We start from the raw sequence: 22,385 nt of genomic DNA on the forward strand, positions 1-22,385 counted from the left end.
ACCGCTAGAACCAACAGCGGAATCGCCACGGAATGCGATCGAGAAAAGGGCGACACGCGCAATTCGTTAACTCGTACGGGAACAATTTCACCTTATCGTGCTACGGCATGCGCTACCGCGTGCTGCGGCCTCCCTACTGTTATCGCTGGGCCGTGCTGATTCTGACGCTGGTCACGATCACCACGTTCGGCGTCGCCGCGCTGCGCGGCTCGTCGGCCGAGGGCGCGCCCACGGCCACGAAACCGGTCAACCAAGGGAAATCCACGCCGGCCCGTGCGACACCGGTCACCGCGGAGGTCGTCCGGCACACCGAGCGTCCCGGCCGAGTCGTCGCGCTCACGTTCGACGACGGCCCCGATCCGGTCTACACGCCACAGGTCCTCGACCTGCTGTCCGAGCACGACGCCGTGGCCACGTTCTGCATGCTGGGCTCCGAGGCCCGCCGCCATCCCGAGCTCGTCCAGGAGGTGCTGGCCCGCGGCATGCGGCTGTGCGACCACACCGTCAGCCACGACCGGGACCTGCGCACCCGCAGCGAGCAGCGCATCACTGCCGAGATCGTGGGCGGCTGGACCGATCTGCAGATCGCGGCGGGCCGCGACGTGCCCATCCCCTACTTCCGCGCACCCGCAGGGAACTGGTCCGAGCGCACGAGCGCCGTTGCGGCCCGGCACGGCATGCGCTCACTCGCGTGGTCGGTCGATTCCCGCGACTGGACACTGCCCGGTGCCGAGCGGATCGTGACGACCGTCAAGGAGGGCGTCGCACCGGGCGCGGTCGTGCTGCTGCACGACGGCGGCGGGGAGCGCGAGCAGACCGTGGCCGCGCTGGCCGAGCTGCTGCCGTGGCTGCTCGCGCAGGGCTACGAGCTCGGCTTCCCCTGAGGTTGCTAACCTCGCCGCGTGGACGCCGCCGAGCCGATGATCGTGGAGATCTACACCGACGGCGCGTGCAGTGGCAATCCCGGCCCCGGCGGCTGGGGCGCGGTGCTCCGCTACGGCCGCCACGAGCGCGAGCTGTACGGCGGCGAACCGGAGACCACCACCAACAACCGGATGGAGCTGACGGCGCCGATCCGCGCGCTGGAGGCGCTGACGCGCCCCTCGGTGGTGAAGCTCTACACCGACTCGAGCTACGTCCGCAACGGCATCACGAGCTGGATGACGCGCTGGAAAGGCAACGGCTGGCTCACCAGCACCAGGGAGCCGGTGAAGAACGCCGACCTGTGGCAGCGCCTCGAAGCCGCGGTGAGCAGGCACCGGGTGGAGTGGCACTGGGTGAAGGGGCACGCCGGGCACCCCGAGAACGAGCGCGCCGACAAGCTCGCCGTGAAGGGCGTGCAGGAGGCGCGCGAGCGACTCTCCTCAGCCGCCGCCCGCGCGAGAGGTACCTGACGATCGACCGCCGGTAGCCCCTTCCGCAGTGAAGGCCACCTTCACTGCGTCTAACGCAGTGAAGGTGGCCTTCACTGCAGTCGCCTTCACTGGGTGGCGGCCTCAGGGGCGTAGGTCCAGCCGGGGGATCACCTCCTCGACCAGGACCTTGAGCTGCCGCCGCCAGTCCCACGACGTGATGCGCAGGGTCACCTCCGTGGCGCCGTCGGCGTAGAGCGCCTGGATGTCGGCCGCGGCCTTATCCGGGGTACCCGTCGCCGTCCAGTGCCGCGTGTCCTCCCTGCTGAACACTGGACCGTAGTACTCGCCGAGGAACCGGTAGCTCTCGTCGTAGGCGGCCTCGCGGTCCGGGTTCAGGTTGAGGTTGTGGTACGCCGAGACGCCGAAGTCCTCCGGATCGCGGCCCTCCTCGGCGAGGAACTCCTTGATGGCCGGCAGGTTCACGGTCAGGTGCTCGGGGCTCTTGCGGGTGGTCATCCAGCCGTCCGCGATGCGGGCGACCCGGCGCAGCGCGCGTTTGGCGAGCGGTTGCGGGGCAGGGTTCGACGCGATGTAGACCGGCGGCGGCGACTGCACCGGCTTCGGCAGCACGGTCACGTCCTCGAACGACGTGAACTCGCCCTGGAACGTCACGTTGTCCTCCGTCCACAAGCGACGGATGATCTCGGTGTTCTCCTCGAGCCGCGCGGCACGCGAGCGGTCGGTGACGCCGTACAGCGCGCCCTCCTTCGCGGAGGCGTCCCTGGCCTTGACGATCCCCGTGCACACGGCGAGCAGCATCCGGCCCTTGGAGAGCTGGTCGAGAGTCGCCCACTGGCCGGCGAACAGGATCGGGTCGCGGACCGGGAAGCTCGCGAGGCAGCCGACGGCGAGCCGCACGCGGGAGGTGACGGCCGCGAGCGAGCCGAACAGGGCGATGGCCTCGGGCCGCGGTTTGGCCAGTAGGCTGTCGCCGATCCAGACGGAGTCGAACAGGCCCGTCTCGTCGGCGTAGTGCCCGGTCTCGACGAGCTCGCTGAGGCTGAGCACGTCGAAGAACGCGCCGCGCTGGGGCAGGGTCAGGCCGATCTGCCGCTGCTGTGTCATGGAGTCCCTTCCTTCTCGGCTCCGCGCTAGCGGAGGGTGATCCGGCCGTTCGGCGTGTCCAGCACGGCTTCCAGCGCCGGAGCGCCCTCGGTGACGTCGAGCTCGACGTCCAGCGCCCGCAGTGCGGCCAGGAGCGCCGCCGGGTCGGGGTGGAACCCGCGCAGGGACACCAGCGGCAGGACGGGCAGGTCGTTCGTCGTCGGGTGCGGCGCGTCCAGCCAGTCGATGAGCGCGGGCGCGAGCCCGTCGAGGCGGTCACCGCGGTTGGGCGTCAGCCGCCACTCCAGCAGCGTGCCGTCCGGGGTGCGCCGCGACAGCGGGCCGATGTCGCCGGGGTCGTAGCCCTCCGCCCTCGCGCGCTCGACGGTGGCCTCGATGTCCGGCGGGCGCACGACCCACGCGGCGAGCCTCGGCCCGGTGAGCCGGTCGATGCCGAAGGTCGCCGGTTTCCCTTCCGGCGCCTCGGGATCGTCGGGCCCGATCAGCTCGAGGTAGGCGTTGCCGCCGAGACCCGCGAGGTAGTTGCGTGTGCCCCGGCCGACGTGCCTGCCGCCGAGCACCGGCTTGACACCCGTGCGCTCGGCGAAGGACGTCACGAGCTCGTCGATGTCGGGTGCCGCGTAGACGAGGTGGTCGAGCAGTGGTTCGGTCATGAACTGGTGCCTTCCGGTGTGTCGGGGTGGAGTGCGTCGGCGAGGTGCACGCGGCCGCCCGCGCGGTCGAACTCGGCGCGGGCGTCGGCGCGCAGCCGCTCGTCGGCGAGGAAGTCGGCCGCGGTGGCGGCGATTCCGAACGCGGCGTCGTGCACGGCGGCGGTGCCGGAGTCCGCGGCCGCGTATGCCGCGAACTCCGCGGTGTGGTTGGCGACGCCACGCGGGGCGATGGCGATGATCGGATGGATGGCCGGAACGTACACGCTGACGTTCCCCATGTCGGTCGAGGCCACCTCGTCGGCAGGCCGCGCCTCGGCCGGCAGGACCTTGCGCCGGGACGCGAGATTCACGGCGTAGCGCGCCTCCAGGGTCGCGTTGGCGCGCAACGGCAGGTACGCGGGCGCGCCGTCCCAGCGAATCTCGGCCACCGTGCCCGTCGCCAGCGCCGCGGCCCGCAGGATCGCGTCGGCCCGCCCATGCAGGTCGGCGAGTGTGTCGATGTCCAGGGAGCGCACGTAGAACACCGCGGACGCCGTCTCAGGCACCACGTTCGGCGCCTGCCCGCCGTCGGTGATGATCCCGTGCACCTTGTCGGAGGACAGGATGTGCTGGCGCAGCTGCGCGATGCCGTTGTAGGCGGTGACGACGGCGTCGAGCGCGTTGACGCCCCAGTGCGGCCCGGTGGCGGAGTGTGCGGCCAGGCCCCGGTAGGTCACCGCGACCTGCCGGAAACCGAGCGAGCGGCTCCCGGCCACGTCCAGGTTGCCTGGGTGGACCATGAGCGCGAAGTCGATGTCGTCGAACCCGCCCGCGTCGAGGATGCGCTGCTTGCCACCACCCCCCTCCTCCGCGGGCGCGCCGATCAGCTCGACGGTGCCCCCGTCCTCCCGCAGCGCGTGCGCCAGGGCGAGAAAGGCGCCAACGGCGCTCGCCGCGATGATGTTGTGCCCGCACGCGTGCCCGATGCCGGGCAGCGCGTCGTACTCGGCGACCACGCCGACGCGCGGGCCGCCTCGCCCGGCGACGGCGCGGACCGCGGTAGGCAGGCCGTAGGCCCCGGTCTCGGCGGCGATGCCGTGTGCCCGCACGGTGTCCGCGATCGCCGACGCCGCGTGGTGCTCGGCGTAGGCCAGCTCCGGGTGGGCGTGCAGGTCGAGCGACAGCGCGGTCAGTTCCGGCGCCAGCACGCCGAGCCGCCTGGTCAGCGCCGTCAGTGTCTCCGGCGGGGCCCCGGTGTGCGGCGAGGACGCCGGCGCCGTCTCGCCGAGCACACGCTCCAGCTCGCGGCCTCGCCGCTCCCGCAGCCCGGGGTAGGGCCGCCTCAGGTTCTGGACGGTCATCGTGGCTGTCCCTCCTTCTCCCGCGTACCGGTGTCTTCGAGCTGGGCGTAGATCTCCTCCCGCAGCGCCGTCAGCCCGGGCTCACCGAGCGTGCGGGGCCTCGGCCGCGGCACGTCCCACGTTCGCGCTATCCGGCCCGGTCCCGGGGCCAGCAGCACGATCCGGTCGGCGAGCACGATCGCCTCGGCGACGTCGTGGGTCACGAACACCACCGTGCGGGTGTCCTCGGCCCAGAGCCGCAGCAGGTCCTGTTGCAGCTGCAGGCGCGTGAGGTGGTCCACGGCGCCGAACGGCTCGTCCATCAGCAGCACGTCGGGCCGGGTCGCCAGCGCCCGTGCGATGCCGACGCGCTGGCGCATGCCGCCCGAAAGCTGCCGGGGGTACTTGTTCCCCGCGTCCGGCAGGCCGACGAGTTCCAGGTGCTCCTGTGCGACGGCCCGGCGCCTGCCCTTCGGCAACCCCGCAAGCTCCAGCCCGAGCTCGACGTTGCGGCCGACCGTGCGCCACGGGTACAGCGAGGGATCCTGGAACACCACACCGATCCGCTCGTCGGGCTCGGTGATCTCACGGCCACCGAGCCGCACCGTGCCGGTCGTGGGCCGCTGCAGCCCGGCCATGATCTCCAGCAGCGTGCTCTTGCCGCAGCCACTGCGGCCGAGGAGCACCACGAACTCCCCCTCGCCGACGGTCAGGTCGATGCCGTCGAGCGCGCGCACCTCACCCGCGCCGCCGTAGGTCTTCGACACGCCCGTGACCGTGAAGCCCTGCCCGTTCATCGAGCGCTGCCCGCGGCCGCGAGGTCCTGCGCGCTCGGCAGGTAGGTGTCGTCGACGACCTCGCTCGTCTCGTAGATCGTGTCCTGCAGGCCCAGTTCGCGCTGGATCCGCTGGGTGTCACGCAACGCGCCCGGGTCGACCTCGGGCCTGTTCTCCCAGATCGGCTCCTCGCGGCGGAGCGCGCTGGCCTGCACCTCGGCCGGCACCTTGATCTGTGAGCTGGCGAAGTCACGGAACTCGTCCTGATGCTCCTTCGCGTAGATCGCGGAGCGGAAGTACGCGGTGAGGAACTTCCTGACCACGTCGGGGTTCTCCTCGGCGAACCGCGTGCTCGTGATCTCGACGCCGGTGTGGAACGTCGGCAGGTAGTCCCAGCCCTTGGCGAGCAGGTGACCGACGCCGGTGGACTCGGCGAGCGACACGAACGGCTCGTGGATGATCGTGGCATCCACCTGGCCGCTCTCCAGCGCGGCGTAGGCGGGCTGGTAGGCACCGGTGGGGATCAGCGTCACCTCCGACTCGGAGATGCCGTTCTCCCGCAGGATGTAGCGGGTGTAGACCTCCATGCCCGAGCCCTTGCGGCCGATGCCGATCCGCTTTCCCTTGAGGTCGGCCATATCCCGCACGTTCTTTCCGCCGATGAGGTAGAACGGGCCCTTGGTGCGATACATCGAGGACACGATCTTGATCGGCGCCGACTTGCCGGCGGCGATCACGGCCGAGGTGGTGTCGGAGTCGGCGATCTGCACGTCACCGCTGCTGACCAGGCCCACCGGGTCCTGCGCCCTCGACGAAGGTCACGTCGAGGCCCTGCTCCTCGAAGAAACCCTTCTCCTTGCCGAACTTCGCGGGCAGGCCGCTCGGGCCCGCGAACGACGCGTAGGTGACCTTGATCAGGCCGGACGAGGTTCGCTCGACCTCCTGCGCACACGCCGTCAGTGTCAGTGCCAGCACTGCCGCGAGCGCCGCGGCGACCGGTTTTCTCCTGCTGCGCAACATATCGGGGATTGCCTCCTGGTTCGGGGCCGGCCGCTCAGCGCAGCCGGGTCTGCCGGGGCCGCCACTTGAGGAAGACCCGTTTCTCGAGCTGGTCGATCACGGTGACGCTCGCGACGGAGACGAGCGTGATCAGGATGATGAAGGCGAACGCCCTAGGGGTGTCGTAGAGCGATGTGGCCTCCGTGAGGCCGTTGCCCAGTCCCGCCTTGGACGCGACCATCTCGCCGAAGATGGCGCCGACGAGCGCGGCGGCCGCCTCGACGCGCAGTGCCGCGAAGATCGTGGGCACCGCCGAGGGCAGCACCACCTTGGTGATCACCTGGAACCGGCTCGCACGGAACGACCTGGCGACCTTGAGGTGGTCGGCCGACGTCTGCTTCACGCCGGCGATCGTGTTGTAGACGATCGGGAAGAAACAGAACAGGAACACGATGATCACCTTGTGTCCGAGGCCGAGCCCGAACCACAGGGTGAGCAACGGGATCACGGTTACCTTCGGCACCGCCATCAGCGCCGCGAGAAACGGCCGGAAGAACGCCTCGGCAAGCGGGACGAGCGCGAGGAACAGGCCGAAAAGAATTCCGGCCGCGACAGCGAGCAGGTAGCCCGTGAGAAATTCCTGCAACGTCACGGCGAGGTTGCCGTAGAAGCCGTTGTCCCCCGACAGCAGCAGCACCACCTCGTCGAGGACGTCGGTCGGCGCGGGCAGGTACAGGCTGGACACCACGTTGCCGCGGACCAGTGCCTCACACAGCGCCAGCACGCCGGCGAGCAGGGCCACCTGCCCGAGGACGAGCCCGGCCCTGCGGCGCCGGGCCGCGGGTGCGTCGGTGCGCGAGGTCGGCATGGGTTCACTCCGTCACGAGATGGGTTCGAGGGATCGCTCCGGTGCGGGAAGCGGCCGGAATCACCCGGCTCGCCAGGTCAACCTAGGCGCGATTTTGTGTACATGTCAATTCATTGTGTATCCATCCTGAAATGTGGAAACGTGCCTATTTGTGGTCACCGGATTAGTAATTCAGCGAACAATTCTCCGGTGTCCTCATCCGGCACGGAAATGGATACACTCGCCGACATGACGCGACCGGACGACACCGCGACCGTCCAGCATCAGCGGCTGCGCGGCATGATCCTCGATCGCGAGCTCCCGCCGGGCACCGTGCTGCTGGAGACTCCGCTCTCGCAACGCCTCGGCGTCTCGCGGACACCCGTGCGCGAAGCGCTCGCCCGGCTCGCCCAGGAGGGGCTGATCACGCGGCACACCAGAGGGTATGTCGTGCACGAGCTGTCACCGGAGGAGATCATCGAGGTCTTCGACGCGCGGATCGTCCTCGAACGCGCCATCGCCGAGCGGGCCGCGACCGCGGCGAGCGAGTTGCGGCTCGCCCATCTCGAACAGCTAACCGACGAGCTCGACCGGCTCGTGCGCGCGCTGTGGGCAGCGGGCGACGACGAGGAGACGGCGGAAGAGCTCCGGGCCCGCATCCGCCCGCTCAACGTCGCCTGGCACGACGCGCTGCGCGCCTGCGGCAACAACGGCACGCTCACGCGGCTGCTCGAACAGGTGCTGGACGTCCAGCGGATCTACAACCCGCTCATGCACCAGCACGACGCCGAGGAGATCGCGCTCGGCCAGCGGCAGCACCACGAGATCGTCACCGCGCTGCGCCGCCGGGACCCGGCGACCGCGGGCGAGGTCATGGCGCGGCATCTGGAGACCGTGCGCAGGAGCAAGGTCGCGGAGTTGACGCGTGTCCTCCGGCCGACTTAGGTCGACCGTGAGGAGGTGTCCTCGTGTCCGGCTATGACGACAGGCCCTGGCTCGCGCACTACGGCGAGGGACAGCCGGCCGAGCTGGCACCGGAGTTCCCGCACGCGCTGGCGATGTTCGAGGCCGCGGTGCGGCGTGATCCCGGGAGCCACGCGATCCGCTACTTCGACGGCCGCCTCACCTTCGCCGAGCTGGCCGCACTCAGCGACGCGTTCGCCGCGGGCCTGCTGTCGAAAGGCTTCGCGCCCGGCGAACGGGTGGCGCTGTACCTGCAGAACGTGCCGCAGTACGTGATCGGGCTGCTCGGCACCTGGAAGGCGGGCGGCATCGCCGTCAACGTCAACCCGATGAACCGCGAGCGCGAGCTGGAGCTGCTGCTGCGCGACTCGGGCGCGACGGTGCTGCTGACGCTGGAGGGGCTGCACCGCGACGTCGCGGCCGCGGTCGTCGGCGACACCGCGGTGCGCACGGTGCTCACGACGTCGGAGCTGGAGTACCAGACCCGAGGCGACGCGCGGGTGTTCGCCGGTGCCGGGCGCACTGGTGCGGCCGGGGGCGCGGCGGACCTCGCCGAGTTCCTGGCGGCGCATCGGGGGCAGGCACCGCCGCCGGTTTCGTTCGCGCCGGACGACACCGCCGTGCTGACCTACACCTCGGGCACCACCGGACCGCCGAAAGGCGCGATAAACACCCACGGCAACATCGTCTTCAACTCCCAGTGCTACCGGCAGCTGTGTGAACTGAGCGCGGACGACATCGTGCTGGGCGTCGCACCCGTCTTCCACATCACCGGGCTGATCGGCCACGTCACTCTCGCACTGCTGCTCGGGGCGCCGCTGGTGCTGATGTACCGCTTCGAGCCGTCGCTGGTGGTCGACGTGATCCGCGAGCAGCGGCCCACGTTCACGGTGGGCGCGATCACCGTGTTCATCGCGCTGCTCAACGCCCCCAACGCCGACCGCGCGGCGTTGGCGTCGCTGCGCAAGATCTGGTCGGGCGGAGCGCCGATCCCGCGGTCGACGATCACGGCTTTCGAAGAGCTGACCGGCACGTACATCCACAACATCTACGGGCTCACCGAGACCACCTCACCGAGCCACGGCGTGCCCGCGCCCGCGCGGGCACCCGTCGACGAGCGGTCCGGGGCCGTCTCCATCGGCGTGCCGGTCTACAACACGGTGGCGCGGATCGTCGGCGACGACGGCACGGAGCTGCCGCCAGGCGAGATCGGCGAGGTGGTGATCAGCGGGCCCCAGGTGGTGAAGGGCTACTGGAACAAGCCGGACGAGACGGACCGCGCGATCCCCGGCGGCGAGCTGCACACCGGTGACGTGGGGTACATGGACGCCGAGGGCTGGTTCTACCTCGTCGACCGAAAGAAGGACCAGATCAACGCGAGCGGTTACAAGGTGTGGCCGCGCGAGGTGGAGGACGTGCTCTACGAGCACGACGCCGTGCGGGAGGCCGCCGTGGTCGGCGTGCCCGACGACTACCGAGGCGAGACGATCAAGGCGTTCGTGAGCCTGCGGGCAGGCAGGCGGGCGACCGAGGAGGAGCTGATCGCGTTCGCGCGCGAGCGCCTCGCGGCGTACAAGATCCCGCGCCGGGTCGAGTTCCTCGACGAGATCCCGAAGACCGTCTCTGGCAAGCTTCTGCGCCGCGAGCTCCGCGAGCGCCACGCCGACCACTGACCCCGCGAGTCCCGCGCTCCGGCGCGCGAGTCCCGCACTCCAGCACGCGAGTCCCGCACTCCAGCACGCGAGTAGCGCACTCAGGACACCGAGTCGTGTGCTGGAGCGCAAAACTCGGTGTCGGGAACGCACGACTCGCGGACTGGAACGCACGACTCGCGGCCGGGAGTGGGGACCCCCTCGGGCGCGCGGCTACGCACGGTCGTACATTCCTCGCGTACAAGAGGTAGATCTCGGGGGCATGAGGGTGCGCGGCCCAGCAGCCCGGACCGGAAGGAACGCTGCGTGAGCGAGGAGTCGTCCCGGCGGCGGCGCGTCAAGCTACTGGGCCTGCTCGCCACGATCGTGGGCACGCTGAGCGCGATCCTCGCGATCGCCGTTCCGCTGCTGCCGGTGAACCAGCAGGTCACCACGCTCGACTGGCCGACGGAGCAGGGCACCCGCGCGGTCGCGGCGCCGCTGACCGCGCAGGCCCCGGTGCGGCTCACCGCAGAGGTCCCCTGCACCGCCGCCACGGACCTCGACCGCCGCACCGACGGCCCCGCGACGCTGGTCAGCACCAACGCCCCCACCTCGGAGCCGGGCAGGCTCACCGGGCTGGCGCTGCGCGTGGACAGCGGCCTGCTGTCGATCACCACGCGTGGTCAGCAGCTCGGCTCGGCGCCGATCGGCCCCGGTGAGTGCGTGATCGAGATCCGCTCCGACAGCGCGGGCACGTCGGCGCGGATCGGTGACGAGGTCCTCGCCGCCGCCGAGGGCGACTACCGGCCGCAGGTCACCGGCATCTACTCCGACCTGGACGCGGGCAGCGACGACGTGCGTGGCCTTTCGGTGTCGGTGGAGGTCGACAACCGCTGGGACACCACGGCCACAGTGGTCAAGTGGATCGCGATCGTGCTTTCGACCTGCTGCTTCGTGGTCGCCATGTGGGCGCTGTACCGCCTCGACCGGCTGACCGGCCGCAAGCCGCCGCGCCTCGCCCCGCGCGGCTGGTGGAAACCGAGGCCGCTGGACTTCGCCGTGGTCGGCACGCTCGTGGTCTGGTGGCTCCTCGGCGCGATGACCGCCGACGACGGCTACTTCCTCACCATGGCGAGGATCCGCGACGACGCGGGCTACATCGGCGAGTACTACCGCTGGTACGGCACGGCCGACTCGCCGATGGCGTGGTTCGTGGACCTCTACGCCGCGATGACGCACGTCAGCACGCTCGCGCCGTGGATGCGGCTGCCGTCGCTGCTCATGGGCATCGCATCGTGGGTGCTCATCAGCAGGGAGGTGCTGCCGCGCCTCGGCCAGCAGGTCCGCCGCAGCAGCGCCGCCGCGTGGGCGGCAGGCGCGGTGTTCCTCGCCTTCTGGCTGCCCTACAACAACGGGCTGCGCCCGGAGAACATCGTCGCGGTCCTGTCGCTGATCACGCTGTGCGCGGTGGAGCGCGCGGTCGCCACACGCAGGCTGCTGCCCGCCGCGCTCGGCCTCACCACCGCTGCGCTGTCCGTGGCGACCAACCCGCACGGCCTCATGGCGGTGCTGCCCTTCATCGTCGCGGGCAAGCCGCTGTTCAAGATGGTGCGTCACCACGCGCTGCGGTTCGGCTGGCTTCCGGTGCTCGCGCCGATCGCTGCCAGCGGCTTCGTGATCCTGAACCTCGTCTTCTACGACCAGACGCTCGGCGGCGCGCTCGGGGCGACCGAGCTGCGCACGGCGATCGGGCCGAACCAGGCGTGGCACCAGGAGCTCTCGCGCTACACGATGCTCTTCACCGACGGCCCCGACGGCTCGATGACCCGCCGGTTCCCGGTGCTGCTGGTGATGCTGTGCCTCGCCACGTGCGCGGTGGTGCTGCTGCGCCGCGGCATCATTCGTGGCGCGGCACTCGGCCCGAGCAGGCGCCTGCTCGCGATGGCCGGCCTTTCTTTCGTGGTGCTGGCCCTGACCCCGACCAAGCACTCGCACCACTTCGGGATGCTCGCGACGATCGGGGGAGCCCTCGCCGCGCTCACGGCGCTGGCGACCAGCACCAACGTGCTGCTCTCGCGCCGCAACCGGGCCGGGTTCGTCGCCGCGCTGCTCGTCATCGCCGCGCTCGCCGCGACCGGCCCGAACGCGTGGTGGTACGTCTCCGGCTGGGGCGTGCCGTGGTACGACATGCCGCCGCAGCTCCTCGGGATACCGCTCAGCACCATGCTCCTGGTGGCGGCCGCCGCCGCCTTCGCCGTCGCGGTGGTGGAACACATCAAGCACGACGAGCACAAGCCGTTCGAGCTGCCGCCGCGCATGGAGAGCCGCAGCCGCGCGCTGCGGCTCGGCACCGCGCCGCTGTCGATCGTGTGCGCCGTGCTGGTGCTCTTCGAGATCGGCAGCATCGGCAAGGCCACGGCCGAGCGCTGGAACACCTACAACAGCGGCACCGACAACGCCGCGCAGCTGGCGAGGCAGAGCTGCGGCCTTTCGGACTACGTGTACGTCGAGCAGCATCCCCGCCGCGGCCTGCTCGACCCCAGCCCCGAACAGCCCCTCGCGCCGGCGCCGGGCTGGCAGACCCCCGAGGGCACCGCGCCGGAGGTCACCCCCGAGCAGTGGCTCCAGCCGGCGCAGGACGGCTTCGTCACCGGGGGTGGCCTGCCGCAGACGGCCAACGGGCAGAGCTGGCAGCCGCCGGAGGAGCTGGGCGGACGGGACGCGCCCGCGTGGGGAAGCCACGAGCCGACCGGCAACGGAACGGGCCAGCTGCGCACCGCCTGGTACCCGGTGCCGCAGCGGGCGAAGGACGGCGACGTCCCCGTGGTCGTCGCGGTGGCGGGACAGATCGACGGCGCCAACTCGATGACCGCCGAGTTCGGCAGGCAGACGGAGAACGGCTTCGAGATCGTCGACCGGCGCCCGGTCACCGCCTCCTCCAGCGGGCCGGACTGGCGTGACGCGCGGATCACCGTCGACGGCGCCGCGAGCGAGGCCGACCAGATCCGTATCGTCGCCGAGGACAACGGGCTCGGCCCCGACGCGTGGCTCGGCTTCACCGCGCCCAGGGTGCCCGCGCTGGAGCGGATGACCGATGTCGTGGGTGACACGCCGACCTTCCTCGAGTGGGCGGCGGCCTTCCAGCACCCGTGCCTGAGCCCGTCCACGGTCGTCAACGGCGTGGCGGAGATGCCGAAGTACCGCGTGAGCGCGGGCGGCTCGTTCCGCGACATCGGCGAGTCCTGGTCGTCCCCCAAGGCGGGCGGGCCGTTCGGCTGGATCAACGTGACCACGCGCGCCCGCGAGCTGCCCACGTACCTGAAGGGCGACTTCAACCGCGACTGGGGCTCGCTCTACGTCCTCGAGCCCTACGAGCCGGACGCGCTGCCCGCCGAGGCCGCCGAGCACCAGCGCACGGTGACCAGGACGGGACTGTGGACGCCGGGCCAGTTCGTGCTGCCCTCCCAGCTGCACAGCAACGCCGAGACGAGCTAGTGCCCTCCGCCGGAAGTCTGTTGCTTGAGTCGGTGGGTCCAGGTTTCCGCTGGCAAGGCGCCGGTTCGTCCTCGTACTGGGCTGTACTTGGGCGGACCGGCAACGCAGCCGGCGGGAAGCGGGGCCGCCGAATCATGTGGCGAACTTCCGGCGGGGGGCACTAGCTCACGTCGAGCCGGTGCAGGACGTCCGGCAGCCGGTCGAGCAGCGGCTGCCGGGCCGGCCCGCCCACCGTGGCCCGCAGGTAGAGGCCGTCGCCCAGCACGGCGACCAGCTCCGCGGTGAGCGGGTCTTCGACGTGCTCGGCGAGCAGGCCTGACCACAGCCTGCTCACCTCCACCATCGTCTCGGTCACCTTCGGCTCGCTGCCGAGCAGCCGCAGCGCGGCGACGGACGTTCGGTGCGCGGGCTTGTCCATGCTCGCATCGGTGACCGAGGAGAGCAGGTAGTAGCGCACCACACCCTCCGGCGCCGTGCGCGCGTACTCCACGTCGGCGACGGTGAGCCGCACGAGACGGTCGAGCAGCCCGTCGAGCAGCGCGTCCTTGGAGCCGAAGTGATAGAGCAGGCCGCCCTTCGACACCTTCGCTCTCGCCGCGACGGCGTCGAGCGTCACTGCGGCCGAGCCGCTCTCGATGAGGATGTCCTCGTAGGCGTCGAGGACCTGTTCCCGCGCTGAAGGCCTGCCCATGGCGCTTGACTATACCGTCCAGACGGTTTAGTTTCGACTCGAGGGGAAAACTTTACCGTCTGGACTGTTCAGTTGTTCCTAGGGAGACATCGTGACCAAGGCAGGAGGCCGGGACTGGCTGGCGCTCGCTGTACTGGTGCTGCCGGTGCTGCTGATCAGCGTCGACATGACCGTGCTCGGATTCGCCCTGCCGTACCTGAGCGAGGACCTCGGCCCGAGCGGCGCCGAGCAGCTGTGGATCGTCGACATCTACTCGTTCGTGCTCGCCGGCCTGCTCGTGCTCATGGGCACGCTCGGCGACCGCGTCGGGCGGCGCAAGCTGCTGCTGGCGGGCGCCGCGGCGTTCGGGGCGGCCTCGGTGCTGGCCGCCTTCGCGAGCAGCCCCGGCATGCTCATCGCCGCGCGGGCGCTGCTCGGCGTCGGCGGCGCGACACTCATGCCCTCGACGCTGTCGCTGATCCGCAGCATCTTCGCCGACCCGGCTCAACGGCGGCTCGCCATCGCCGTCTGGGGTTCCGGGTTCTCCGGCGGCATGGCGCTGGGCCCGGTGATCGGCGGATGGCTGCTGGAGCATTTCTGGTGGGGATCGGTGTTCCTGATCAACGTCCCCGTGATGCTGCTGCTGCTCCTAGCGGGACCGTTCCTGCTGCCGGAGGCCCGCGATCCGAGCCCCGGCCGGTTCGACCCGCTGTCGGCACTGCTGTCGCTGGCGGCGATCCTGCCCGTGGTCTACGGGATCAAGCGCTTCGCCGAGTACGGCGTCGAACCGCTCGCCGCGCTGAGCGCACTCGCCGGGATCGCGCTCGGCGTTGTGTTCGTGCGCAGGCAGCGCGCGCTGCCCGATCCGATGCTCGACCTGTCGCTGTTTCGCAACCGGGCCTTCAGCACCTCGGTGCTCACGAACATGCTCGGCGTGTTCGCGCTCGTCGGCCTGCTGTTCCTGGTGCCGCAGTACCTCCAGCTGGTGCTCGGCATGCGGCCCATGACCGCGGCCCTGTGGCTGCTACCGACGACGGCGGCCGGTGTCGCGGGATCGTTCGCCGCGGCGAGGCTCGCGCGCAGGTTCCCGGTGCCATGGCTGATCGGCGGCGGGCTCCTGGTCGCGGCCACGGGCTTCGTCGTGCTGGTGACGATCGGTGTCGACAGTGGACTGGCGATGCTCGTGACCGGCATGGCACTGGTCGGGTTCGGTGTGCCGCTGTCGGAGACGCTGACCAACGACCTGATCATCACGGCCGCTCCCCCGGAGCGGGCAGGGGCGGCTTCGGCGATCTCGGAGACCGGCTTCGAGCTGGGCGGCGCACTCGGCACCGCGGTGCTCGGGAGCATCGCGACGGCGGTCTACCGCTCGGGCGTCCCCGTCGAAGCGGGAGAGACCGCGCGGGAGACGCTCGGCGGTGCGGTCGCGACCGCGGCCCAGCTGCCGCCCGAGCAGGCCGCCGCACTGCTCGCGTCGGCGAAGGAGGCGTTCGTGCAGGGCGTGCAGGTGAGCGTCGTGGTCGGTGCCGTCCTGCTGGCCTACACGGGGGTGCAGGCGCTGGTCCTGCTGCGGCGCCACCGCGAGCGTGCGGAAGATGAGGGCGAGACGCTCAGCGATGGCTCCCCCGCCACTACGCGTCGTTGACTGTCCTCATGACCACCAACACCCAGGACAAGACCACCCGCCAGGTGCTCGAGGCGATCAGGAAGCGCTCGTTCTGCACGCTCGCCACCACCTCCCCCGCACACCGGCCACACGTCGCCGGTGTGCTGTACCAGGCGGTGGGCTCCACCTTGTACGTCAGCACCCTGCGGGGCAGCCGGAAGGCCCGCAACATCGCCGCCAACCCGAATGTCGGCGTGTGCGTCCCGGTCCGGCGCCTGCCGTTCGGCCCGCCCTCGTCGGTGCAGTTCCAGGCGGTCGCCGACATCCTCGCCCTCGACGACCCGCACCTGCTGCGCCTGGTGGAGGACGGCGCATTGCCCGCCATCACCAAGCACGGCGAGCTCACGGAACCCGATGGATGCTTCCTGCGCGTCACCCCGGTGAGCAGGCTCAACACCTACGGGGTCGGCATGCCACTGCTGACCTTCCTGCGCGATCCGCTGCACGCGCTGGGGACGGTGGAGCTGAGCGGGTTGAAATCCTGATCCGTCCACAGTGGTAGTCCACTGTGGATATGCCGGGAATTCACCAACATCAACCGCGGCCAGGTCGGATCCGCCGCCGTCACGGTTGCGTCACGGCACGCCGCCACGGTCGGCCGCCCCGGGTAGGTTCTCGGTCGACCATGACAGAGATCATCGACGGCGACCGGCCCGCCACCGCCGGCGCGGGGCCGCTGACCCCGCTTCGGGCCCGGCCGCTCGGCGACCGGCCCGCACGCGACGAGCCGCTGCTCGGCCCGCCCCTGCTCCGGGTGTGGCGCAAGACTCGGCCAGGCCTCTTCCTGTATCCCCTGCTGACTGTGCCCTTCGCAGCGGGTCTCGTGCTCGCTGACCCGCGCGTCCCAGTCGCTCTGTCCGTGCTCGGCACCGCCTTCTTCGGCTTTGGCGGGCTGTACAACCTCGTGCTGTGGCTGCGGTTCCCCTGGCGCGCGGTGAAGAAGCTTTCGACGCAACCGGTCCGGGAGGTGACCGGGACACCTGCCGGGCTGCGCGTCACGAGGCTGCGAGTGGCGATGCGCATCGCCGGAGCGCCGGAAGAGCAGTGGCTCAGGATGGTGCTGCCCGCCGGACTGCGCACGCAGGTGCTCGCCGAACCGCGCGTGTGGGTGGCCGGACCCGACCGGAAGGGCAGGGCGCTGGTGGCGCTGCCCGGCGCGACACTGCTGCGGCCCGCGTGCATCGCCACGGCACCACCTCGCCGGTCGCGACCGCCGCAGCCGGTACCGCAGGGCATCTCGGCGCCCTGCGACGATCCGGTGCTCGGCGCCCACGTGCGCTCGGTTCGCCGATGGTCGGTGCTCGGCACCGTCGCGGGCGCGGTCTCGGCCGGCTGGCTGCTGCAGTCGGCCCAGGCCGCGGGCGGGGTGGACGTCCCCATCCTGGCACTGGTCGTGGTACTGCTGCTGAGCGTCGCCACCACGCTCCTGCCCGGGCTGCCGCGCCTCTCCAGGGCAGCGCACGCTCTCACCTGGACCCCGCTGCCCGCCGTGCTCGACGACGACATCCGCTTCCGGTCCGTGCTGCGGATGGACGCCACGGGACGGATCTGGATGCCAGACGGCAGTCAGCGCACGCTGCGACTGCGGCGGGTTTCCCCCGAGCTCGTCGCGAACGTCCGGTGTTCGCGGCAGCTGTGGGTCATCGGCGCGCCGGGTGCGGGCGGCGCGGCACTGGCCGGTATTCCCGGTCAGCCCGTACTCGACGCCGTGATCCTGGGCAGGCGCGCGAAAGCTCCCAGCGCCACGTGAACGAGCCCGTCGCGGACTACCGGCCACGGCCGTTCTCTCCCCTCGGCGACCGGCCGACGCGGGACGAACCGCTGCTGGCGCCGGTGTTCGCCAACTGGCGTGGCATGGCGCGCCGGACACTGGTCTCCCATCTGGCCGGCGCGGTCGTGGGCATCGTCCTGCTGGTGGTCGACGACGGGCACTCCGGGCTCGCCGCGCCCATGTTGCTCATCGCGACACTCGGGCCGCTCTGGCTGTACAACCTGATCGTCTGGGTCGTCAACCTCGCGCCCGCGAAGGCGCTCCTCGACGAGCCCGGCCGGTACGTGACCACCCCGGAAGGCGGGCTGCGGTACAGCACCCTGTCGGTGGCACTGCGCATCGCCGACGCGCCGGACGAACGCTGGGTGGTGGTCTGGCTCGGCGCCGGGGCGCGGGCCCAGCTCAGGACCGATCCACGGCTGTGGCTGGTCGGCCCCGGACGGCGCGGTCTGGCGCTCGCCGCGTCGCCGGGTTCGGCCGTCCTGCGCGTCGCGCGGGTCCACAACCGGCCACCACACCGAGCCCGCCCCGTCGCTGCGCTTGCACACGGGCCGTCCGCTCCCTGCGACGACGCTGTTCTCCAGGCACACGTGCGGTCCCGGCGGCGCACCGCGGCGATCTTCTCCGTGTCGTGGTTGCTCGTACTCGCCTGGCTCACGCAGTCCCATCTGCCCGTGCTGCTGCGCACCGCCGATCTGGACCGGCACGCGTGGGTGCTCGCGGCAGCGCTGGCGCTCGCCGGGCTGGCCGGGATCTCGGCGGGTGCGCATCTCACGGATTTCGTTCGCGTGGGGCGGGCAGGCCGGGCACTCACCTGGACTCCGCTGCCCGCGACGATCGACGGGGACATCGCGCCCAACGGCCACCTGTCGGCGTACGCGGAGGGCCGGGTCCGGCTGCCCGACGGGACCGAACGGCTGGTGACCTTCGCGAGCGTCTCGCCGGATCTCGTCGCCGATGTCGCGTCGGCGGGCAGGCTCTGGATCCTCGGCGCGCTCCGCCCCGGCGGCCGCGCCATGGCCGGCATTCCCGCCAGGCCACTGGCTGAGTCCGTCACGCTGGGCAGGCGCACCGGCTAGACCGGCGGCGCACCATGGAGGGACGACGACCTCGCGCGGGTGCCGAGCGCGAGTCCGGCCCCGTTGACCCGCGCGGGGTCGCGGCCCCTTTCCGTCCACGCCGCGGCGAGCTCGCCCGCGTGACGACCGTGCCGTCCAATGCGGACCGCGTGGTCCCGCGGTACCGGCCTGCTCGGCCGGGCGGCGGTAGCGCCGGTGTCGCCGTGCAGCGCCGCTAGGGGTCGTAAGCCTCTACCCCCCGCGTCCGCGCGGTCGCATCCTGCTGTCGAACCTCACCGGGGAGGCAACATGTCCAAACGGCTCGTGGTGCTCTGCGACGGCACCTGGAACACCCTCACCCAGCGCAGTCCGTCGAACGTGGCCAGGCTCAAGGCCTTCATCGCCCCCGCCGGTGAGGACGGGGTCAAGCAACAGTGCCGCTACGTCGAGGGCGTCGGCACGAAACCGTGGCAGCGGGTGCTCGGAGGGGCGTTCGGCTACGGCCTCTCCGCCAACGTCAAGGCGGCGTACGAGTTCCTGGTCCACCACTACGAACCCGGCGACGAACTGTTCTTCTTCGGCTTCAGCCGGGGCGCCTACACCGCGCGCAGCACGGTCGGCTTCATCGTCAACTGCGGGATCCTGCGGCCACAGCACGCGGATCGGCTGGGCGAAGCATACGAGCTCTACCGCGACCGGGACCGCGCCAGCGCGCCGGGCAGGGAACGCGCGATCCGGTTCCGCGCGAGCTTCGCGCACGAGGAACAGACATCCGTCAGGTTCCTCGGGGTGTGGGACACCGTCGGCGCGCTGGGCATCCCGCTCAGCGGCGGGCGGCTCATCCACCGGTTCAACCAGCGTTGGCAGTTCCACGACACGACGCTGAGCCACACCGTGCGTGCGGCGTTCCAGGCGCTGGCCGTCGACGAGCACCGGCGCTCGTTCACACCCGCGGTCTGGCAGGCGTCCCGCTCCGCCGACGGGCAGCGGCGCGAGCAGGTGTGGTTCGCCGGAGACCACGCCGACGTTGGCGGCGGACACTCCGACACCGCGCTCGCGGGCATCGCGCTCCGCTGGCTCGCCGGCCGCGCGCGGGACTGCGGGCTCGGCCTGGAACCTGACGCGTTCGCCCGCATGCCCCGGTCCGACGAATGCGGCACGCTGCACGACACGTGGCGCACGATCACCCGCGTCCTCGGCCGGGACGAGCGGCGGATCGGCGTCACCGACCGGGCGGGCGAGTACGCCGCCTCCTCCGCGGTGTTCCGGCACGAGCACATGCGGCCCCCGTACGCGCCGCGCAACCTCGTCTCCTACCTCGGCGACGCCGGAGGGCGGGTGATCGAGGTCTGAGGCAGCGCGAACCCCGGGACAGCAACAGCCGGTATCCCCTCTCCCGCTCACTCGTGTGATCATGGCGGCGCTGCAACGGATCGACTCGAGGAGCGGATGTGACCACCACCGTCGTCGCGGGCAACCCGAAGCCGGCCTCCCGCACGCTCGACGCGGGTGAGCGCCTCGCCGAGGCGCTCACCGGCCGCCCCGCCGACCATGTCATCGATGTCGTCGAGCTCGGCCCCGGTCTCCTCGGCTGGGGCGACGAGACGGTCACGGCGGCAGTCGAGACCGTGCGGGCGTCGTCACTGGCGATCTTCGCGAGCCCCACGTTCAAGGCCACCTACACGGGACTGCTCAAACTGTTCCTCGACCAGTTCGCCGGCGGCACCGGCCTGCGGGGCGTGGTGTCGGTGCCGCTCATGCTCGGCGCGGGACCCGGCCACGCGCTGGCGCCGGACCTGCTCCTCAAGCCCGTGCTGAGCGAGCTGGGCGGCACGTGCGCGCTGCCCGGCCTCTACCTCGTCGACTCCACCTACACCGAGGACTCCGTGCTCACCGGCTACGCGCAGCGCTGGGCGCCGACCGTCGCCGCGCTCACGGGGCGCTGAGCACTTCCTGCACGGTGCGGGAGAGCAGACAGAACTCGTTGCCCTCGGGGTCGGCGAGCACCACCCAGCTGACGTCGGGCCCCTGCCCGACGTCGACCCGGCGCGCACCCAGGTCCAGCAACCGCCGCAGCTCGTCGGCAGTACTGCCGCCGTCGGCACGCAGGTCCAGGTGCAGGCGGTTCTTGACGCTCTTGCGCTCGGGGACGACGAACACGTCGATCGTGGGCCACGCGCCGTCGGCCGGCCCGATGGTGATCCCATCGGGGTCGGTGCCGACCACGGTCCACCCGAGAGCGGCGCACCAGAACTCCGCGACGACCCGAGGGTTGACGGCATCGATTGCGAGGGCGGCGATTCGGCTAGTCACGCGGCACATCCTGACACCGGCTCACCGGAGCACTGGCAGTACCGCCTCCGCCATCGCGCGGTAGGGTCCGGCCCCGACAATTCCCGGCTACTCCGTGGCCCGCACCAGGAACCAGGGCAGCCCGGCGCAGTCCGCCCAGTCGTCACCGTGGGTCAGCTCCCGCCGCTCGCCGTGACCCCGCCGCACGATGGAGCCCACGATCGTGGCCGGGGTGTTGGACGCGATCACGCGGCCGCTCGCGTTCACGAGCAGGCTGGCCGGGCCTTCGGCGTTGAGCATCGGCAGCGTCGCCCGCTCGATGTCGGTGGCCCTGATGTCCGCGGCGGCGACCCCGAAGAACCCGGCCTCGCTCGTGACCGGGGCGGCGAAGGTGAGAATGTACTCGTCGGTGCCCGCGTAGTCGACGTAGGGCCCCACCACCACGCGGCGCCCTGTCCGGCACGGCACGTCGAACCACGGCGCCACGGGGTACTCGTAGCTGCCGATGTTGCCGGGATCGAGGTCGACGGCCAGCGGCCGGGGGCTGCCGCCCGCCGGCGAGCGCCGCCACCACTCCAGCCAGCGGGGCCGGTCGGCGAGGGTGCCGGGCGCGGCGATGACGCCCGTTCCGGCGAGCATGTCCGCGGACTCGAGGTGGCGCAGCACGGTGGGCCGGATCGCCTCGAGGTCCGCCGTGGTGGGAGCGCGGCCCCGCGCGTGCGCGTCGCGGTGCACGCCGACGGCGAGCTCGCGCAGCGCGTCGATGCCCGCGAAGGTCTCCCGGAGCAGAGCCTCCACCGTGGTGGCGGCCTCACCGGCGTACGGGCTGGCTTCCTGCACGGCTGCTCCACGGTCGGCGGCGGGTGTGCCTGTCTGCCCACCCAGGTTAGGGCTAACGCTGGGTAAGTTGTAGATGGAACTCGATCAGCCGCGAAATGGCCAGTTCGACGTTCTCCTCGGTGAGCCTTCGAGCCAGGTCGCCGTCCCCTTCGGCGATCGCGGCGATCAGCGCGCGGTGCTGGGCGACCCGCTGGTCGCGTTCGATGGCCTCACCGAACGGGATCCAGAGCAGCTCGCCGATCTCGCCCTGCAGGTCGATCTCCTGGCGCGTCAGCCGCGTCGACTGCGCGGCGGCGGCGATCTCGATGTGGAACAGCCCGTCGGCCCTGCGTCGCTCCCCCACCGTCTCGGCGGCCTCGAGCTGATCGACCAGATCGGCCAGCCGCGCGATGTGGTCGTCGGAGGCCCGTTCGGCGGCGAGCCGGGCGGCGGTGGCGGTGACGGCCAGCAGGTGGTCGCCGATCTCGCGCAGCTCGTGCACTCCGGTCTCGCGCAGCACCGTGCGCAGCCGCTCGACCGAGGCGTCCACCGGTGCGCGGACGAACGAGCCGCCGCCCCTGCCCCGCCGCGTCTCGACGAGCCCGCGCTGACGCAGCAAGGCGAGCGCCTCCCGCAGGGTCACCGTCGACACGGCCAGGGCGCCTGCCAGTTCCAGCTCGCTCGGCAACTGCTCGCCGTCGGCGATCAGGCCGAGCCCGATGGCCTCGCTGATCCGCCGCGCGACCACCTCCACCCTTCCGCCGTCGCGCAACGGGGCGAACACGACATGGCGAGCGGCACGCGAGACATCGGCGTCGGTCACCGTTGGATCTCCTCCCCGCACAGCGGTCCCGAGCTTAACCGGATCTTCGGCCCAGCCCTTGCCATTTGAAATATGAAGTCATATTTTTAGTCTACTGTGATCGCGGTCACCTGAGCTACC

Annotated in this window: 22 protein-coding genes; 11 read left to right on the top strand and 11 right to left on the bottom strand. The window is 71.3% G+C overall.

The features are described from left to right. Positions 1-152: 152 nt before the first annotated feature. A complete protein-coding gene (locus DI005_RS12115) occupies positions 153-884 on the top strand; it encodes a polysaccharide deacetylase family protein (protein ID WP_228713739.1) in 732 nt (243 codons plus the stop codon). 36 nt (positions 885-920) lie between these two features. Continuing rightward, a complete protein-coding gene (gene rnhA / locus DI005_RS12120) occupies positions 921-1,394 on the top strand; it encodes a ribonuclease HI (protein WP_112269617.1) in 474 nt (157 codons plus the stop codon). Positions 1,395-1,496: 102 nt separating this feature from the next. Here rnhA and DI005_RS12125 read toward each other — a convergent pair whose 3' ends face one another. The 7 genes from DI005_RS12125 to DI005_RS12150 are packed head-to-tail and all read right to left on the bottom strand — an operon-like array spanning position 1,497 to position 7,095. Further along, the gene (locus DI005_RS12125; RefSeq protein ID WP_113642169.1) at positions 1,497-2,480 is read right to left on the bottom strand and encodes an LLM class flavin-dependent oxidoreductase; all 984 of its coding nucleotides are present in this window, start codon (positions 2,478-2,480) and stop codon (positions 1,497-1,499) included. 26 nt (positions 2,481-2,506) lie between these two features. Then, the gene (locus DI005_RS12130; protein WP_112269336.1) at positions 2,507-3,133 is read right to left on the bottom strand and encodes a VOC family protein; all 627 of its coding nucleotides are present in this window, start codon (positions 3,131-3,133) and stop codon (positions 2,507-2,509) included. After that, positions 3,130-4,473 (bottom strand): M20 family metallopeptidase, encoded by a 1,344-nt coding sequence (locus DI005_RS12135; protein WP_113642170.1) that lies wholly within the window; start codon positions 4,471-4,473, stop codon positions 3,130-3,132. Before DI005_RS12135 ends, DI005_RS12130 begins: the two co-directional genes overlap by 4 nt. Beyond that, positions 4,470-5,249 carry an ABC transporter ATP-binding protein gene (locus DI005_RS12140; protein WP_113642171.1) on the bottom strand — a complete coding sequence of 260 codons (780 nt, stop codon included), beginning with the start codon at positions 5,247-5,249 and terminating at the stop codon, positions 4,470-4,472. Before DI005_RS12140 ends, DI005_RS12135 begins: the two co-directional genes overlap by 4 nt. Next, on the bottom strand, positions 5,246-6,022 hold the full coding sequence (locus DI005_RS12145) for an ABC transporter substrate-binding protein (protein WP_199542742.1): 777 nt from the start codon (positions 6,020-6,022) through the stop codon (positions 5,246-5,248). Before DI005_RS12145 ends, DI005_RS12140 begins: the two co-directional genes overlap by 4 nt. Continuing rightward, positions 6,000-6,248, bottom strand: coding sequence for an ABC transporter substrate-binding protein (locus DI005_RS38535; protein ID WP_199542743.1), 249 nt, complete (start codon positions 6,246-6,248; stop codon positions 6,000-6,002). Before DI005_RS38535 ends, DI005_RS12145 begins: the two co-directional genes overlap by 23 nt. A gap of 34 nt (positions 6,249-6,282) precedes the next feature. Further along, positions 6,283-7,095, bottom strand: a complete 813-nt coding sequence (locus DI005_RS12150; RefSeq protein ID WP_113642172.1) for an ABC transporter permease — start codon at positions 7,093-7,095, stop codon at positions 6,283-6,285. 228 nt (positions 7,096-7,323) lie between these two features. On the opposite strand from DI005_RS12150, the gene DI005_RS12155 reads away from it, so the two are divergent. From DI005_RS12155 to DI005_RS12165, 3 genes are all read left to right on the top strand, one after another. Further along, positions 7,324-8,019: a GntR family transcriptional regulator gene (locus DI005_RS12155; RefSeq protein ID WP_113642173.1), complete on the top strand. Its 696-nt coding sequence runs from the start codon at positions 7,324-7,326 to the stop codon at positions 8,017-8,019. A gap of 23 nt (positions 8,020-8,042) precedes the next feature. After that, complete coding sequence (locus tag DI005_RS12160; protein ID WP_199542745.1) at positions 8,043-9,710, top strand: class I adenylate-forming enzyme family protein; 1,668 nt, start codon at positions 8,043-8,045, stop codon at positions 9,708-9,710. Between the two features lie 285 nt (positions 9,711-9,995). Continuing rightward, positions 9,996-13,166, top strand: coding sequence for an arabinosyltransferase domain-containing protein (locus DI005_RS12165; protein WP_113642174.1), 3,171 nt, complete (start codon positions 9,996-9,998; stop codon positions 13,164-13,166). Positions 13,167-13,326: 160 nt separating this feature from the next. On the opposite strand, the gene DI005_RS12170 is transcribed toward DI005_RS12165, so the two are convergent. After that, positions 13,327-13,857 carry a TetR/AcrR family transcriptional regulator gene (locus DI005_RS12170; protein ID WP_112269320.1) on the bottom strand — a complete coding sequence of 177 codons (531 nt, stop codon included), beginning with the start codon at positions 13,855-13,857 and terminating at the stop codon, positions 13,327-13,329. Positions 13,858-13,948: 91 nt separating this feature from the next. Here DI005_RS12170 and DI005_RS12175 point away from each other — a divergent pair, with 91 nt between their 5' ends. From DI005_RS12175 to DI005_RS12200, 6 genes are all read left to right on the top strand, one after another. Beyond that, complete coding sequence (locus tag DI005_RS12175; RefSeq protein ID WP_113642175.1) at positions 13,949-15,481, top strand: MFS transporter; 1,533 nt, start codon at positions 13,949-13,951, stop codon at positions 15,479-15,481. A gap of 8 nt (positions 15,482-15,489) precedes the next feature. Further along, positions 15,490-15,987, top strand: a complete 498-nt coding sequence (locus DI005_RS12180; RefSeq protein ID WP_112269316.1) for a pyridoxamine 5'-phosphate oxidase family protein — start codon at positions 15,490-15,492, stop codon at positions 15,985-15,987. 140 nt (positions 15,988-16,127) lie between these two features. Next, a complete protein-coding gene (locus DI005_RS12185; protein WP_113642176.1) occupies positions 16,128-17,252 on the top strand; it encodes a hypothetical protein in 1,125 nt (374 codons plus the stop codon). Next, positions 17,249-18,352 (top strand): hypothetical protein, encoded by a 1,104-nt coding sequence (locus DI005_RS12190; RefSeq protein ID WP_113642177.1) that lies wholly within the window; start codon positions 17,249-17,251, stop codon positions 18,350-18,352. The genes DI005_RS12185 and DI005_RS12190 overlap by 4 nt, the downstream gene beginning before the upstream one ends. A 288-nt stretch (positions 18,353-18,640) precedes the next feature. Then, on the top strand, positions 18,641-19,684 hold the full coding sequence (locus DI005_RS12195) for a DUF2235 domain-containing protein (protein ID WP_113642178.1): 1,044 nt from the start codon (positions 18,641-18,643) through the stop codon (positions 19,682-19,684). Positions 19,685-19,782: 98 nt separating this feature from the next. After that, positions 19,783-20,277: an NADPH-dependent FMN reductase gene (locus DI005_RS12200; protein WP_113642179.1), complete on the top strand. Its 495-nt coding sequence runs from the start codon at positions 19,783-19,785 to the stop codon at positions 20,275-20,277. Here the strand turns inward: DI005_RS12200 and DI005_RS12205 are convergent. The 3 genes from DI005_RS12205 to DI005_RS12215 all read right to left on the bottom strand — a co-directional run bounded on the left by DI005_RS12205 (position 20,264) and on the right by DI005_RS12215 (position 22,265). Further along, positions 20,264-20,644, bottom strand: coding sequence for a VOC family protein (locus DI005_RS12205; RefSeq protein WP_233520103.1), 381 nt, complete (start codon positions 20,642-20,644; stop codon positions 20,264-20,266). The two genes, DI005_RS12200 and DI005_RS12205, sit on opposite strands and share 14 nt — an antisense overlap. 87 nt (positions 20,645-20,731) lie before the next feature. Beyond that, positions 20,732-21,463, bottom strand: a complete 732-nt coding sequence (locus DI005_RS12210; RefSeq protein ID WP_112269305.1) for a cache domain-containing protein — start codon at positions 21,461-21,463, stop codon at positions 20,732-20,734. A gap of 52 nt (positions 21,464-21,515) precedes the next feature. After that, positions 21,516-22,265: a FadR/GntR family transcriptional regulator gene (locus DI005_RS12215; RefSeq protein WP_233520104.1), complete on the bottom strand. Its 750-nt coding sequence runs from the start codon at positions 22,263-22,265 to the stop codon at positions 21,516-21,518. Positions 22,266-22,385 lie beyond the last annotated feature (120 nt).

Source organism: Prauserella sp. PE36 (assembly GCF_003311655.1).
Taxonomy (GTDB): Bacteria; Actinomycetota; Actinomycetes; order Mycobacteriales; family Pseudonocardiaceae; genus Prauserella_A; species Prauserella_A endophytica.